13 protein-coding genes and 3 pseudogenes are annotated in these 15,734 nt (G+C 52.9%); 9 read left to right on the top strand and 7 right to left on the bottom strand.

The features are described from left to right. From ACQ4WR_RS15660 to ACQ4WR_RS15670, 3 genes and pseudogenes are all read right to left on the bottom strand, one after another. Positions 1-420, bottom strand: a pseudogene (locus ACQ4WR_RS15660) (transposase); the annotation flags it as partial. A 379-nt stretch (positions 421-799) separates the two neighbouring features. Further along, positions 800-940 (bottom strand): annotated as a pseudogene (locus ACQ4WR_RS15665) (ATP-binding protein); the annotation flags it as partial. Between the two features lie 125 nt (positions 941-1,065). Next, the gene (locus tag ACQ4WR_RS15670; RefSeq protein WP_436488339.1) at positions 1,066-1,311 is read right to left on the bottom strand and encodes a helix-turn-helix domain-containing protein; all 246 of its coding nucleotides are present in this window, start codon (positions 1,309-1,311) and stop codon (positions 1,066-1,068) included. Between the two features lie 204 nt (positions 1,312-1,515). On the opposite strand from ACQ4WR_RS15670, the gene ACQ4WR_RS15675 reads away from it, so the two are divergent. From ACQ4WR_RS15675 to ACQ4WR_RS15685, 3 genes are all read left to right on the top strand, one after another. Next, entirely contained in the window at positions 1,516-2,454 is a 939-nt protein-coding gene (locus tag ACQ4WR_RS15675) for a hypothetical protein (RefSeq protein ID WP_436488340.1), read from the top strand. 70 nt (positions 2,455-2,524) lie between these two features. After that, on the top strand, positions 2,525-3,715 hold the full coding sequence (locus ACQ4WR_RS15680) for a hypothetical protein (RefSeq protein ID WP_436488342.1): 1,191 nt from the start codon (positions 2,525-2,527) through the stop codon (positions 3,713-3,715). Between the two features lie 194 nt (positions 3,716-3,909). Further along, complete coding sequence (locus tag ACQ4WR_RS15685; protein WP_436488344.1) at positions 3,910-4,533, top strand: hypothetical protein; 624 nt, start codon at positions 3,910-3,912, stop codon at positions 4,531-4,533. 100 nt (positions 4,534-4,633) lie between these two features. Here the strand turns inward: ACQ4WR_RS15685 and ACQ4WR_RS15690 are convergent, their stop codons facing one another. Further along, a complete protein-coding gene (locus ACQ4WR_RS15690) occupies positions 4,634-5,437 on the bottom strand; it encodes a replication-relaxation family protein (RefSeq protein ID WP_436488345.1) in 804 nt (267 codons plus the stop codon). Positions 5,438-5,568: 131 nt separating this feature from the next. After that, positions 5,569-6,282, bottom strand: coding sequence for a hypothetical protein (locus tag ACQ4WR_RS15695; RefSeq protein WP_436488347.1), 714 nt, complete (start codon positions 6,280-6,282; stop codon positions 5,569-5,571). 2,436 nt (positions 6,283-8,718) lie between these two features. Between ACQ4WR_RS15695 and ACQ4WR_RS15700 the strand changes: the two genes are divergently transcribed. The 3 genes from ACQ4WR_RS15700 to ACQ4WR_RS15710 are packed head-to-tail and all read left to right on the top strand — an operon-like array spanning position 8,719 to position 11,321. Continuing rightward, positions 8,719-9,396 (top strand): GNAT family N-acetyltransferase, encoded by a 678-nt coding sequence (locus ACQ4WR_RS15700; protein ID WP_436488349.1) that lies wholly within the window; start codon positions 8,719-8,721, stop codon positions 9,394-9,396. Between the two features lie 4 nt (positions 9,397-9,400). Continuing rightward, positions 9,401-10,255, top strand: coding sequence for an ImmA/IrrE family metallo-endopeptidase (locus ACQ4WR_RS15705; RefSeq protein ID WP_436488351.1), 855 nt, complete (start codon positions 9,401-9,403; stop codon positions 10,253-10,255). Further along, entirely contained in the window at positions 10,245-11,321 is a 1,077-nt protein-coding gene (locus ACQ4WR_RS15710) for a beta family protein (RefSeq protein ID WP_436488353.1), read from the top strand. The genes ACQ4WR_RS15705 and ACQ4WR_RS15710 overlap by 11 nt, the downstream gene beginning before the upstream one ends. Here ACQ4WR_RS15710 and ACQ4WR_RS15715 read toward each other — a convergent pair. Continuing rightward, positions 11,248-11,880 (bottom strand): sce7726 family protein, encoded by a 633-nt coding sequence (locus ACQ4WR_RS15715; RefSeq protein WP_436488354.1) that lies wholly within the window; start codon positions 11,878-11,880, stop codon positions 11,248-11,250. The two genes, ACQ4WR_RS15710 and ACQ4WR_RS15715, sit on opposite strands and share 74 nt — an antisense overlap. A gap of 621 nt (positions 11,881-12,501) precedes the next feature. Next, positions 12,502-12,954 (bottom strand): annotated as a pseudogene (locus ACQ4WR_RS15720) (UPF0758 domain-containing protein); the annotation flags it as partial. 120 nt (positions 12,955-13,074) lie between these two features. Between ACQ4WR_RS15720 and ACQ4WR_RS15725 the strand changes: the two are divergent. The 3 genes from ACQ4WR_RS15725 to ACQ4WR_RS15735 all read left to right on the top strand — a co-directional run bounded on the left by ACQ4WR_RS15725 (position 13,075) and on the right by ACQ4WR_RS15735 (position 15,721). Then, the gene (locus ACQ4WR_RS15725) at positions 13,075-13,530 is read left to right on the top strand and encodes an FKBP-type peptidyl-prolyl cis-trans isomerase (protein ID WP_034785165.1); all 456 of its coding nucleotides are present in this window, start codon (positions 13,075-13,077) and stop codon (positions 13,528-13,530) included. A gap of 13 nt (positions 13,531-13,543) precedes the next feature. After that, positions 13,544-14,491: a 4-hydroxy-3-methylbut-2-enyl diphosphate reductase gene (ispH, locus tag ACQ4WR_RS15730; protein WP_102292652.1), complete on the top strand. Its 948-nt coding sequence runs from the start codon at positions 13,544-13,546 to the stop codon at positions 14,489-14,491. A 300-nt stretch (positions 14,492-14,791) separates the two neighbouring features. Then, on the top strand, positions 14,792-15,721 hold the full coding sequence (locus ACQ4WR_RS15735; protein ID WP_102292651.1) for a branched-chain amino acid ABC transporter permease: 930 nt from the start codon (positions 14,792-14,794) through the stop codon (positions 15,719-15,721). The last annotated feature ends 13 nt before the right edge of the window (positions 15,722-15,734 follow it).

A 15,734-nucleotide genomic window follows, 5' to 3' on the forward strand; every position in this document is an offset into this window, starting at 1 on the left:
GCTCAACATCAATGTGTCGCACGCGCTCCCGATGTGCATACAGGCATGACCGCGCGACATCGAACACCGCGCAAATCAACTCGATTGATTCGTCACCACAAATCTGATCGATTACCTGGTACGTTCTATCCCTTCCGACATCAAGAGCGCGGTAGCCTTTTTTAAAATGGACTTCTCCCGCTCAAGACGTTCAATGCGCGCCTCCAGCTCCTGTATTCGCTGCTGATCCGGCGTGATCGCCTTGCCCTGTGGCGTGACGCCTTGTCGCTCCAATTGAAGCTGCTGAACCCAGCGGCGCATTAGCGATTCTCCGACGCCGATCGACCGGCTGGCCTCCACGTGGCTGTATCCCTGATCCAATACCAAGCATGCTGCCTGCTGCTTGAACTCAGGGGAAAATGTACGTCTTTGCTTGCTCATCAAACACCTCTCCATGGCGAGCATTCTCGCCTAAATTGGTGTCCGGGTACATTAAACCACTACAAATCGATTGCGACGCGCTATTCTAAGTTTGCGTGTTGATGAGGTGGGCCAGACTGTGGAAGAGACGCTACAAGAAATTAGCGACAAATTAGATACAGGTACAGACGAAGACTTTGCGCGGGTAGCTTTCATCAAAGATCGCCTCGAATATTTAGGGCTGCGGTTCTGCCTGGCTCGACAAGAAATGAATCTGGTTCGGGAGGGATATTTGATGCTTGCCTGGCCTGATCGCTTGGTGCGCAAACATCCAGAGCTAGCTGGGCTCCATCCAATAGCACATCAAGCACTTACACTCGGGTAGCGTCGTCGGTGTTTGCAGTAAGTCGGACGCCATCATAAAGCCTGTCTTGATGTTGGCCTGGGTGACCTTGTAACCTAACGTCATCGCCAGGTGGGTCTTGCCTACGCCGCTGGGGCCGACCCGTACCACGTTCTCGTTGCGTTCGAGGAAGTCCAAGCCACCCTGGTAGTCGCGTTCGACAATCTCGCGGTGCAAGATACTAGCCGCTATCCAGTTATGCCGCGCTGCCGTCTACTGTTCGCGCAGTTAGGCCCAACATGTCGGCCCTGAACGAAAGAAAATCAAGTAGGTTCAGTATCCTGCCCGGTCAGCAGCGCTTCAGCTTCTCTGACCAAATCGCTCGCTGAACAATTCAAGGCTTTGGCGAGTTTCAACATGGTGTGAAAAGTGGGCTGCTTATGACCATTTTCCAGCCAACTTATAAAGACGCGCTCCAGCCCAGCCTGAAGGGCCAGATTTTCCTGGCTCAACAAAGCATCAATTCTCCGGCGACGTAACGCACGTCCAAAAGCTATTGCAGGTTCCACAACACTCCTTTACTTTCCAGTAAAGCAGCGTAAGGAACTTCGATAGCCACGTCTTTATACTATGGTATACAATTGGGGGAAATTGCTATAGTGCAATTCTTGTATTACTATCCATAATCCACACGAATTGAGGGTAAATCGGTATATCTAAAAAATTGTGTTAGTCCCTGCTGCCCTCCACAGACTTATAGGATCCATTGACGCATGACTTCTCCATCCGCACGACTCATCGAATGCATTTCCCATGTTGATCTTCCTCATCATGACGCGGTGCTCGCCTTGGTAAAGAGAGCCATTTTGCTTCCCAAGCTCATTCGACCGCTGGCGGCGGCTATCCTGGCTTACTTGTTGCTGGCTTACGTTTCCGGCCTGGGGACGAAAGCATTGCCGATTGCCGCAGTTGTCGGCGCCGTGATGCTGCTGGTTACTTTCCTTGACAACAATGTAATGCGCTGGGCGGAGAGAAACAGCTCACGCATTGCCATGGTGTTCGCGGTTCTTGCTTTGTTTTTCGGTCTTGCTGGCACGCTCCTTACCAAGAAGGAGCCGTTGATCGTTCTCGCGGCCGGCGCTGGAGGCTTTTTTGTTACCTGGATCGTGGTCACCATCGGCCTGGTATTCCTAACGCTTTTGATTCGTTTGATTTCCTTCCTCCTGCGTGCGTTTGCATCTCCCATCGCGGCCCCGGTATTGGCCATATTCGCAAAAATCCATAATCGCCTGTTGCGTACGAAATATAAAGGCTGGGTAACATCGCAGGGCACACCCATCATTGAGTTTGGCAGTGAGGGCGTGAAGAACTTTGCTCCAGGCAATGATGCGATTTTTGTGTCGTCGCCGCGTTTCCGTTGCGGTGGCGCGGCAATGGCCGCCGGGATTCCCCTGTTCACCTACCATGAGGTAGGCAATGGCGCCATTATCGACCAGCGTGTCCGTGCTGCTTACGACGCATTACGTGCCACTGCAAGCGCGAGCCACGACGACATCGCGAATCATCCGCTCATGGAATTCAACCCTGCCAACGGGCTCCCCATGGTGGCCGGGATAGGCAGTGTGGATGTGATGGGCAACACTTTTGGCACCGACAGTCATCAGTCCTATCACACCACGGATATGGGACAGGACAGCTTCAACAATCACTGATCGCATGATTTTCCTGGCTTGAACGGAAACTTGATGATCGATATTATTCATTAAATATTGAGGACGAAATATGAGTAAGGAAGTAGTGTTGAAAACCGTGATGGCCAGCTTGCTCACGTCCGTCGTGCATGTGGCTGTCGCGGCGGATATTCGTGACCAGTTCAACGTGCAAACATCAAAAGCTGAGCTGGTGGTGCCAAATGCGCGCGCTCAGGATGTGGCGGCGCAAGTCAAGGATGCCTTGTCACAGTTCGCTATTCCATCCTCATATAACGTGCACAGTCTTCCGGCGGCGTTGCCTGCTCACCCGCTGGAGCCGACGCTCCAGGATTTCCTTGTCCAGGGGCAGCCTGTCAGTGAGTACCAGTGTCGCAACGGTTACGCAGAAGTCACCAAGACCCCGGCACCGATCAAAAATCCATTCATGTTTGCCGCTGAACGCGTGCAAGCGTGTCTGTACCCGTTTGAGCGTGGCGTGAAGATTTATCTGATCTTTGCTTCCGTCAAGAAGACCGAATCGCTGACAGCCGGATTATTCAATGGCATTACCAGCGCTATCCGAGGTAAGGACGAAGATTACAACGCCAAGCGCCTGAAAGAAGAAATTGCGGCCATACGCAAGAATCTGCCCCAGTTGCTGGTTGAGAAAATCGATATTCCTGGCACGACGCTTGAGGAGCCGGACAAGGATGCAGTGGCCAAGTTGATGCCGGCCAGGAGCGAAACAATTGCCCAGCCGTCCGTGACAGCATTGCCCGCCGGTTCGCCATCGATATCTGGGAAGGTCGGCGTGGCATCACAGAGTAACAGTAAAGTGGAAGCGCGCAAGAGCCTTGCAGGAATGGGGTTGACGTATCACTCGGCCGAGCAGTTTTTTGCAGCCATTCGCCGGGATGATGACGTGGCGGTTCAGCTCTTCCTAGCCGCAGGTTCCATGAAAATACTCACCAAAGACACCAATGGCAAGACTCCAGAGCAAGCCGCCCTGGAATCGAGTGCATCGGCCGCATGGGAAGCGATCAGGCAGTTTGCAGCGGATAACCCCCAGGCTGCGGCGAAAGCCCCTACTAATCCGGCTGCGGACCCTGCACAAGCGCTTGCCGCAGCCCGCGAGTCCTTGTCTCCGGAAGTGCTGGACGGGATTGAGAAGATGATTAAAGAGCAGCGCCTGAGCGGGGCTGAAGCGGAAGCTTTTCGCACCAAGGCGACGCTGCAGTATGCCATTCAGTTTAAAGGTATCCCGAAGACGATGATGAAGTAAAGCACTTCGGTACGGCATCCTGGCAGCGCATCATCGCATCGGGTTTTGCGTGATACGGTCCAGGCCAAGTTCTGCTACGAGTTCTGGACGACCGGCGCAAGGTAATGCGTTTTCAAGGATCGTCATCACGGGAGGTGGGCGCTGGCGGCGTGCCGGCAGTGCATTCTCGTGCACTTTCATGATGAGGAAGAAGCATGTTCGACTTTTTGAATGCTGTCTATTTGGCAGCCATTCTATTTGCCAGTATTACGATGTATCCAGTCGGTGAAACCGCCGTGCCTATTCGTTTGGATGGAGCTGTGGAAGTGCGTTTCGTGCGCGAATGGTGGCGTGACGATGGCGACGGCAAGTGTTTTTATACTGGCATGGTGGTTCCGTTTGAACGTACCTGGCCGGAGGAGATTGAGCGTGGTGGCGAGAAAGTCGTCCTACCTCCAGAGCCGGGCAAGATCGCTGGCTATGTCGCGGTTATTCACCGTAAGGAGTGCAAGGGGCTGGAGGCCGAGGCCATCTTGCGCGCAGGCATCGTCCGATCACGAACACTTCTGTTCGGCAGCCGTGGTCCCCAGGTGGACAAGCACACTTTTTTCCCGGCTGGCGATATGCTCGAGACCCCAGCAGAGAAAGTACAGCCCTGGCTCCCGCAAGTTGTCGAACGCTTGGAGCGCCTCAGTGAGCAAGATAAAGTAGCCAAGGCATTTCTGACTGCTAGTGCATCAGAACTGGCCACAGTTCTGCCTGGTCGTAACGGCAAGCAGCAGCAGTCTACGGCCCTGGTACCAGAAAGTGCCAACCCAGGTCCGAGCGGAGATCAGTGACAGAACTGATCTCCGCAGCGGGGGGGAGAGGGCGGTACGCGCCTGCGTTGCGTTCTCTCATCGTGAGCCTGTGGCTACTCGACAAAATGACCATGCAGTCCTACAGACAAGGGAGTGGAGTCAGCCTTAAGAGGTCGGCGTCCAGTCGATAAACAGCAAGGCGCTCGCTCAGAACTCGGGCGTCGAGTTCACGGATTTGGCGCGGATATCCACTATCAGGCAAATGAGTTAATGCTGCGCGCAGACGCTTTCCGATGTTCTTGGCACCGGAGGCGGTCACAACAAACCATATTTTCTCGACCAAGCTGGATGGATGTTCGAAGATGCGCCTCAAAAACCAGACAAGTTTCTGAAAGTCCCGTGCACCTCGGTATCCGTTCTCTACCTCAACCCAAATCGGTCCGGAGGCACCGTGTAACAGCAGATCAGGAATCTTTTGAAGACTGCTACCTTCATCATCTTTATAGCTGAAGGCCGACAGCCTGGCTGGCGCGCTACCTGCACGAATCTGTAATTCTGACCAGCCAATGTGCTCATCGAGTCCTCGGGTCAAAGCGGCAAAAACGGAATTGCATGCTGTGCGGTGTTTGTGTGCATGACGAATCCAGTCACGTGCGTGTGCTCGTTTATCAGGTAGTTCGACGAATTCCGCGAGCGCTGCCACCCCTGCACGATTCAAAGCCAAGATCATCTCTCCCGCAACAGAGTCTCCATTGCGCTTCTTTACCAGATACCCGAGCGTCAACAAGCTACGAATTGTACGACCGGCCATTTTGCGGCTGCTTACGTCGCATTCACCGAGCACAGCCATCGAAATTTGACGTGTGGTGGCGTAGCCTACGCAAGCCAGGAACTTAAGCGTCTTGACACGATACTCACGGCCGATCTGTTGTTTGCTTTTCATTTAAGAGAAATCCTGTACATTGTTGTTACTGTGTATGGCTCATAAGCCAGAAGCTCTTCAAGCTTTTTAAGGAAGTCGACGGTCATCGGATCGCCATCTTCCCGCGTGTGTTCCATTGCGGATAGTTAAACTTAAATGTCCCGCTGCTGGGGGCTAGCCTTTGGTTTGCGGCCCATGGCCGCGCGTAAGTCCAGGTCACTGGAGAGCATTGCCGCAAGAATGAGCCGGGTAGCTTCAGCATGGCCTTTTTCTTTCCAGATGCTTACGGCATCTGCCCCGACGGCTTCATCGGCATTCGCGCTGAATTGTTGACGGTTGTCCGATCGGAGTGCCATCAGCATTTCTACAGCCCCGTCGAAGCGCAGCCTCAGTTCGCGCACCATGGTCTTGTTGAAACTGGATTCTGTCGCGGTAGTTTCGGCCAAAGCGAGCTCTTCATTCGGCAGTGTTAGTGCCTTGGCGTACCGGGTGTAGAACTCCATACGCAGTGGTGATTTTTTTGGCAGGCATGCGTAGTCGGCACGAACGCCAATAGCACGCTTGTCGGCCGCCAGCATCTGTCCCAGGTCCTGCGCAGCATCGAGAATCCAGATGATTTCATTCTCCGCGTCAAACTTGACAATGCCCAACTCGATGAACTTCTGGATGTAGCCCATCAGATCAGCCTCCTCCATGGACAGGTCCATGCAAGCCTGATCGCAGTTCAAGTAAAAGATACAGATGTAGTTACCCATCAAGCAAGAGTTGAGGTAGAGATGCACTAAGAGGCCTTGCGGACCGGTTTTTGCAATGAGGCGACTACGACGATCAGACCAGTAGGTGTTAGGCAATTTGAAGAAACGCATGGTAAAAATCCTATACTTTGATGAGATTGGTTCGGGTTGGTGGCCAGTGCTACCTGACGGTTGAGCAACTGTGAGGAAGTGTCCTTTCTACTTCCGTATAGGCTGGCCAGCGGGGCATGAAGAAATTGGCATGCAATAGGCCTAGATTTGTGCGTGATGAGTTAAATGTGATTGAGCTGGGTTCAAGCAATGCTGGAGGTTTGGATGGCTTAAGCGGTAATGTCCTCGCGAGTGGAGGTATTTATCGAAGTGCTGCACCGTGAAGTGTGCCGTAGTTGCGGGATATCGGTCTCTGTGGCTAACCGGGTAAGGGAGGTGGCGGCGACGTGGATGCGCGAGCCTGCAATTGATAACGGTGGCGTATAGTCAGGTCTGGATTGTGTTTTTAATATGAAATAAGGTAGTGCCCTTCGAAGGACCTTCGAAGCATAAAGATTAAGATAAAGATCATTGAGATGCTCAAGCAATGAGTAGCGCACGTGCGCGCGAGGAAGCTTCCTTTCGACGCTCGGATGAAGTGTTTCGCTTTTGGTTGTGCTGTGATTGTATGGAATGCGCTGCAATGATTGGGACCGGGGATGCGCGGGCAGAAATGGTTTTTTCCTGGCTTGGGGAGCTTCGGCAACGTGCGCTATATTTGCGGCGTAGATCGTTTTCGCCTGCGGCTGGCATCCAACCAGGGAGGACGCTGTCGCGTCCTCGCCGGCTTCTGGCCGGCAGCGCGGAGTCCATCGGCAGCCACGGTGAGGTGCAAATAACGGGTTACCATGAATCAGTGAATGCTTGAGGACGGTGCGGTTCGTCGAGGCAGCAACTTCCAGCTTTCGTCCTCTTATTTGCAGTGTCAGGCGGCAAAGTCGGGGGCGGGGACGTCAGGCCTGCTGATGAGCCGTTCGCTGCTTATGCGGCGGACTATTTCATGCGTTTGATTGCCCCTTTGCGCGGAGGTGTCGGCTTGCAGGCGACGAGGACGCGACAGCGTCCTCCCTGGTGGTGGTGGCGCCGCAGGCCAGGTTGCAGCAGGCGAAGGAGGTATCGAACCTGCTCGAATAGTCATGTATCAGGGGTGCCTAATCGCTATTTTTGTTCGTTCGGCGTTTCTTGTTTTTCATTTAAAAAACTCGACTTCGTTGTTTCCTCGAATAGCTCTACGGGTGGAAACAACACTTGTTGGGCCTCCATGTGTTTGAGTCAGAGTACGGCCTTCGCCCTACGGGCTGCGCGGAGTTGAAAACTCCTTGCGGGACAGCGTATTTGGCTTCACGGGCTGGACGCCCTACCAAATACTTCGGGCTAGTGCCCGATGTCCTGCGGCCCCGCGCTACGCTCGGGTTCCCCGCTTTCAGCAGCGCCCAAAGCTGACGCTCTGAGCGGTCCAGATGGACTCGACCTTATCCCTTCGGGATGCGGTCGCCTTCGAAAGCGAGGAACCCGACCGCAGTCGGGGCCGGGGGCTTTCGCCCCCCGGTGGGCGGTCAGCGCTCGGGGCGCTTCAATTTGACCTGGACGGTCAATTGCCCTTCCACCGGCTCCCCCAGTTGCACTGCCCCGCGTGGGCGCGGGGACCAGTCGCTCCGGCCGTGTGGCCTACGCGCCCCTTCGGGTGCGAGCATTTGCTGGCTGGGTGGCTTTACGTTGAGATTGTGGATGGCACCTGTCCAAGAGCGTTCCGAGCGCATTTGCTTCGCAAATGTCCCCGGGATGGAAAAGAACGCTCCGGGGCGAACTTATGATTGTTTGTTAAAAGGGGTTGCTGTATACGCAGAATTTAACATAGCTCAAACAAATTGAAACCGCTGTTCCCATCCTATACTAGGTAGGAGGAAATATGTTGCCGCAAGTCTACTATGTGGGGATTTGCGAAAAGGCAATAGTTAACCATACTCGCGGGGGGGGAGGGGGCGCCCGGTGCCTTCCCCCCCGCACCTAGTATTGCAATTCTTTTATTGGTAGCTTGGCAGTCTCCTGTTATGACACGCCTGCGTCCGCCTCGGTCGTTGTGTGAGTTGATTCGCAGAAGTAGCGCTCTAGTGTGGGCAGTGCTGCCTTGCAGTTGATGCCGAGCCAAAACTACGCTAGTTTGTGGACCGTTTTTCAAAAAAAGTGGACTTCCACTACTCCAGTAGACATTCCTCCCCTATCGCTGTTGAAGCGAATTCGCGGACATCCTCTGCCCGGGTAGGAGTTGAATGGAAGTTGGAGCTTGGCATAAGTCGACGATGACGCATTCGTGATCAGATTTTATTTTCAGTCATGCTCATCAATTACCATAGGGCGCATTGAACTTCAAGAGTGTGAGAATTCGCGTATTTTTCAACTGGACAAGATGCTATGCTCATGGGCATCAGGCGAGTTCGGCCAGAAATCGTCATAGATGCTATCAACGATACCATTTTGCGCCGTTCATGCCACAGTTGCGAAGACCAAGGAGAGGGCTTGAATTTTACAATCGAAGATATTCGGAGGGCGCTAGATGCAGCACCACCGACAATCAGCCCAGTCGGAATAATTTCTACTGGGAGATTAGCTGGAAAACCTGGAGAAGTCGAGTATACAATTCACGCAGGGTGGGACCTGTTGATTGCGAATTTATGTGATCGCTCATGGGGAGCGTTTAATGTTAGCCTCCTGCGTCATATTCGAACGCTCGAAGCAAAAGGCGTTGACATCGAACCCATTCTCGAGTTAGCGCAGTTCGAAGATTATCATTGGCGCTGGCTCGACAAGAGTTTGTTCTATAAAGGCGATTGCTACAAATGGTTCTTTCTAATTGCGGAAAACTACCCACAGGCAGCATGTCTCATCTATCACCCGAAATCTAGTGTTGTCGGTGCGGGAGATATTTTCTATGTTGAGTATATTGCCACCGCCCCCTGGAATCGCGAAAATGTTTTAGCTGAGCGTGTTTTTAAGGGCGTAGGACCGAAACTTCTGGATCGCGTAATTAGCTATGCGCAAAACGAGTTAGAGCTCAGGCCAGGATTTTCGCTGCACTCACTTCCTAAAGCCGAGCAGTTTTATGAAAAAATTGGGATGAAGGCTTTCCAAGCATACGACAAAGAGGGCATGAAGTTCTTCGAGTGGGTAGTTCCCGAATCGTTGGAGAAAGGATGACTTTATGCAAATCCTAAGTACGCTCGAGGAAGATTTTCCTTGCCCGCCTTCCACTTCGGTCGAACCTCGCAAATATTACGACGCGTTCCTCAAAGCCGAAGCGATCTTAGCAGCGGCGCCAAGAAAGTATCGAGAGACCGCTGATGCACGCCTTCCGGAGTTGACTAGCTTTATATATCGCGGCGGTGATGCAGCTTCTGCGCTCTACCGAAAACGCGATGACGCTTCTGAAGTCCTGATCAACCTTTGGTTGTCTTCTGTTCGCCGAACAGCGGGATGGTACGTCGCAGTCAATTCAATTCCTGCGTTTAAAGGTTTAGATGGGGCTATGTATGCCGATCTGCCAAAGCGGTTTAAGGATCCAGAAAGTTTGCCGAAAATTGGCCAATATTTAGCGCCTTACGGTATTGTTTTTCTTTGGGAGGAATCAATTCCTCTAATGAAGCTTGATGGCGCTGTTTTTTCTCTACCGTCGGGGCATATTGTTGTTGCGCTAAGCCTGAGATATTCTCGTCTTGATCATTTTTGGTTCACGCTCATGCATGAACTTGCGCATGTAGTGCTGCACGCTGATCAATTGGATAAGCCAATTCTGGATGATTTCGATGCTGAGTCCGACAGCCTTATTGAGAAACAAGCTGATCGACTAGGATCGGATAGCTTAATCCCGAGAAACGAATGGCGTAGTTGCCCTGCTCGATATACTAAGTCAGCTGATGATATCGTTAGCTTTGCAGAGCGGCTATGCATTCCTGCGCAATGTGTTGCTGGGCGCCTGCAGAGAGAATTGAAACGATATGATTTGTTCTCTGAGATCATTAATCAATATAACGTCAGAGAGATATTCAGTGGAAATTAATAATTACTATACACCATTTTTGAAATTCAAAGTTAATGAGGTGGCGGGCATCTCTGCAATAAATTCTAAACTGAAGGAAGAACTGACGCCCTTCTTTGATATTGCTCGTAAAGACGGTATGAGTAGAGATGAATTTGAAGAAATTGTCAAGAAGTGTTGCAGGAAGGCTGAGAAATACCTAAAAGAATTCCCCTATATATTTCTCGATTCATTTGACATTCCTGATGCAATAGCGACTGCTGGATCACCAAATTGCAGAGTTATTATTGATGAGTTTGCTGAATTTGAATACGTGCCTGTGCTAGGTTTGGATCGTGCGGCGAATCATAATCAAGCTATTTTTGATGCAAAAGCTGGTTATGAAATAATTTCTGACAAGGTGGCAATACGATTTCAACCTGACGAATTCGCTTCGTTTGATCTAATAAAAGACGAACTGCTTGAGCTAATTGAAGATGGGGGAAAAGTCTTCTCAGATTGGATCTTCGTTTTTGATTGTCGAGTTTGTTTAGATAGTAATCGGATGAAGCTCGCGACTGAAATCGCGAATTTTGTCTCAGCAGCTCATAAGGCTATTGAGATTAAAAAGTACATTGTCGTTGGTTCTTCTATTCCAGCTGCAATCACGGACATTGCAAAACCAAGTGATGAATCATTGGTGTCCAGGGCCGAGCTCGAAATTTTTCATGCGGCTCAATCAATGGTAAAAGATATATCGTTATCGCTCGGTGACTACACTATCGTGAGCCCGATGTACTCCGAACTGACAATTGCACCTGAGTTGCTGCTTAGCGTGACTGCGCCAAAGGTGTTTTATGCCTACGGAAATTACCACTACATAGCTAGAGGCGGCCGAATAAAAACTGGTGGGTACGGTCAATATGACGTAATCTTCGAGGGAATCGTGAGTAAGAGTTTCTATCGTAAGGCACCTTATTCCTGGGGGGATAATTTTATTCAGGAGCGTGCGGACGGGATGCGTGCAAAGAATGTTACCCCTTCAACGATTCTGAAGCCAACAATCTGCGCTCATATTGAATACATGGCGAGGGATTATCCAAAGTAGAATTTTTCGAACTGCGGGCTGTAAGTGCTTGCCCAACAATCTCATTAATTGCGCTGGTTGGAACACTCGAAGCAATAAGCTCAGCAATCCTTTGTCTATTCATTTTTTCTAATAAAGGGCTGCTGAAATTTGGAAATTTAATCAATTCTGAGCGCCATAAGCTCAGCAAGGCGATCTCCGGTAAATACGACGGATTTCGAGTGACTCCGCGCACATGTTTAAAGGTTACGGAGTTGTTGCGAGTTGAATTGGCAAGCATGATACCCCAATGCTTCGGTACAATTACTTCTGCTCTTTTTAGGTGGTTTACCGTGGTGACTAATGTAATTAAAGGAAAGGCTTGGTCATAATACTGAGATTGGCGCACGATCCGGTTTATTGAGTCAGTTTCACCTTTGATTTCATAACAATGCATTGTTTTGTAGACGGCGACAACGTCTGCAATTGCATTGCCATTGCAGACATGAACCTCTTCCAATGTTGCGCGCGGTGGCTTCGCCCGTCGTCCTAAATGGACAAGGAGTGCCTGTCTTATTTCTTTGTCCGTCAGTTTTTGCATAGTGGAAAGAGTTCTGCGAGGATGCTGTTCATTGAGACACCAACTAGGGTCCTGTCTAAAGTAACCTGGTATTTTCTCAGATAACGCCACGCTTCACCAGTCTGGTGTTGGTATCGTATGTGCAAGATGTAGAAACGGCATACTGTATATTTACACAATACACCACGGAGCGAAAATTTGCGCGCGTGGGTGGCGCTAGATAGGACGAAAGTGTACCGATTTTCGAGCCGATGAATACTAGTATTGGTACCGATAGCTTTTAGGGAAGTGCCGATCAATTCGCTTTCTTAACGACGCTGATGCGCCAAATTGTTGACCGGTGTGCCACTCAAACCCGCAGCGACGCAGCAATCAGCGTTGCGTCGACGACGGTACTGGCAGGATTCGAGACCACGTTAAGGTTGGACATTCGTCGGCTTGGCTTGGGCAATTGGCAGATCGCTCGGATCGTGGATCGGCTACAGAGCAAGATTTCGGATTTGCGTGAGCGCGTATGTTGAGGGAGCTATTCTGCAAATGTTGCACTATGGCTTGGTCAACGCCTCCCGGATTGATGCATTTTCCAAGAATAGTGCAGATTTTGCGGTATTTTTTAGTAGAACTGTTTCGAAGTTGTTGCTAAGAAGCCTGGGTGAGGGTGCCGCGAAACATTTCCTGGGTGGTGATCAGGCGGTTCTTGACGTCCAAAAACAACACATGGAAGGCTTCATGCGCCAAATGGCCCAGGGTCAGGCGCAGATAGTCTTTGACCGCATGCGGGGAGTTGAGGGCCTGGCCCGCCTGCAAGTCCTCGATGATGGCGCGCCGCGCCAGCTCCAGCACCGCTTGCAGCTGGGCAAACTTGGCGCTGCCCATGCCATGCACGGCGGAAAAACTCACCAGGCTGGCGCCAAACAGGCCCCGCAGGGAGCCGAAGTGCTCGACCGTATCGCGCGCCAGCTGCACCGCGCTCTTGCCGCGCACGCCCGTGCGCAGGAAGACGGCCAGCAATTCCGCGTCCGACAGCGAGTGCGCGCCATCCTCGATCAGGCGCTCGCGCGGCCGTTCACCGGCCGGCCAATCCTTGATGCCCATGCTGTTCTCCTGTTTTGCCCGGGGAGCGCGCCAACATGGCCTTCTTTGACGATGCCATGGGGCAGGCGCGGCCAGTGTGGCTTACAATATCGTTTTGCATCAGCTATTTGAAAACTCACTATGTCCAACGAGCAACCAGCAGTCGTCACCGAAGCGGCTTATCTCACCCTGCATTATCGTCTTGCTACTGTTGACGGTACTGATATTGTCACTACCTTTAGCGGAAATCCCGCCACGTTGATGCTGGGACAGGGGCAGCTGGCGCCATTCCTCGAACAGCGTTTGCTGGGCTTGCCTGAAGGCACGCACCAGACCTTCGAGCTGGCCGCAGGCGAAGGCTTTGGCGAGCGCAATCCCGAGCTGGTGCAATCTGTCTCGCGCGCCACCCTGGACGAGAATTCCGTGCCCGGTGCCGACTACAAGATCGGCGACCTGGTCGACTTCGCCGCCCCGGGCGGCGGCCGCTTTGCCGGCGTGCTGCGCGAAATGCGCGACGATTCGGCCCTGTTTGACTTCAATCATCCGCTGGCCGGCCAGCCGCTGCGCTTTGAAGTCAAGCTCATCTCGGTCCTGTAAAGAAGGAGTAGCGATGGATAAAGAACTGTTACTGGCCCAGCCCCGCGGTTTTTGCGCTGGCGTCGACCGGGCGATCGAAATCGTCGAACGCGCCTTGCAGCAATTTGGTGCGCCAATCTATGTGCGCCATGAAATCGTCCACAACGCCTATGTGGTGGCCGACCTGCGCAACAAGGGCGCGATCTTCATTGATGACCTCGATGATGTGCCTGCTGGCAATACGCTGGTGTTTTCCGCGCATGGCGTGTCGAAAGCCGTGCGCGCCGAGGCGGAATCGCGCGGCCTGAGCATCTTTGACGCCACCTGCCCGCTGGTCACCAAGGTGCACATGGAAGTGGGCAAGATGCGTCGCGAAGGCCGCGAGATCATCATGATCGGCCATGATGGCCATCCCGAAGTCGAAGGCACGATGGGCCAGGCCGAGATGGGCATGCATCTGGTGGAAACGCTGGAGGATGTAGCAACCTTGCAGGTCGCCAATCCGGACAGCGTGGCCTATGTTTCGCAGACAACGTTGTCAGTTGACGACACTCGCGACATTATCGAGGCCTTGAAAGCGAAATATCCGAATATCGCCGAACCGAAAAAGGGCGACATTTGCTACGCCACCACCAACCGCCAGGAAGCCGTGAAATTCATGGCGCCGCAAGTGGAACTGGTGATCGTTGTCGGCAGTCCAAACAGCTCGAACTCGAACCGCTTGCGTGAAGTGGCCGAGAAGATGGGCACGCCTGCCTACATGGTCGACAATGCCTCGCAAATCGACCCGGCCTGGCTGGAAGGCAAGCTGCGCGTGGGCGTGACGGCCGGTGCGTCGGCGCCGGAAGTGCTGGTGCAAGCCGTCATTGACCGCTTGAAAGAGTGCGGCGTCAGAAGCGTGCGTCCGCTCGACGGCGTGCAGGAAGCCGTCACCTTCCCGATGCCGAAAGGCCTCGATGGCATCAAGCGCGATGTTGCCTGAGGCTCTATGGCTGCCGGGTATCGATGAAATAGTTGCCTCAAAACCGAATTTAATTCGGAAATGATTAATTTATTCCAAGTTTAGTTTTTGCAAAAGATCGTTATGATTGCCTCAAGCTTGAATATGTTGTCGTTATGACTAAGCAAGGTCACGCCCGTTTTTAGTGCGTGCACCATGCTGGTGAGACGGTCCAGGGATGGCACTGCAGGAATTTTTCCTCCGGTGCCGTTTTTGTATCAGCGATGACGGTTCTGGCGGAAGTTGTTCCCGACAATGTAGATTTGATAGGGCAATCTGACCATGGATACATTCATCCAGCAAATCATCAACGGCTTGGTGCTGGGCAGCATGTATGCCCTGGTGGCCCTCGGTTACACGATGGTGTACGGCGTCTTGAACCTGATCAACTTCGCCCATGGCGACGTGCTCATGATCGGCGCCATGGTGGGCTTGAGCATCCTCAAGCTGCTGGGCATTTATGTGCCGGACTGGCCCGGCTATTTGAAACTGGCCACCGCCATCCTCGGCGCCATTCCCATCTGTATTCTGGTCAACATCATCATCGAGCGGGTCGCCTACCGCCGCCTGCGCAACGCCCCCCGCCTCGCTCCCCTGATTACCGCCATCGGCGTCTCCATCCTGCTGCAAACCTTTGCCATGATGATCTGGACACGCAATCCCTTGCCCTTCCCGCAACTGCTGTCGACCGATCCCATCAACATAGGCGGCGCCGTCATTTCGCAGACGCAAGTCTTGCTGCTGGCCCTGGCCGCGCTGTCGATGGGCGCGCTGGTGATCCTGGTGGAAAAAACGCGCATGGGCCGCGCCATGCGGGCCACGGCGGAAAATCCCCGCGTCGCCGGGCTCATGGGCGTCGATTCCGACAAGGTCATCGTGGCGACCTTTGCCATCGGCGCCTTGCTGGCGGCCGTGGCGGGCGTGATGTGGGGCGCCAATTATTCTTCCATTCAATATTCGATGGGCGCCATTCCCGGCCTGAAGGCCTTTTGCGCGGCCGTGCTGGGCGGCATTGGCAATATTTATGGCGCCATGCTGGGCGGTGTCCTGCTGGGCATTATCGAAAGCCTGGGCGCCGGCTACATCGGCGACTTCACAGGCGGTTTCCTGGGCAGCCACTACCAGGACATCTTCGCCTTCGTCGTACTGATCATCGTGCTGACCCTGCGCCCGTCCGGCATCATGGGCGAACGCGTTGCCGACCGCGCCTGACGTGACACTGGGA

Source organism: Janthinobacterium amylolyticum, from assembly GCF_051380655.1.
Taxonomy (GTDB): domain Bacteria; phylum Pseudomonadota; class Gammaproteobacteria; order Burkholderiales; family Burkholderiaceae_D; genus Janthinobacterium.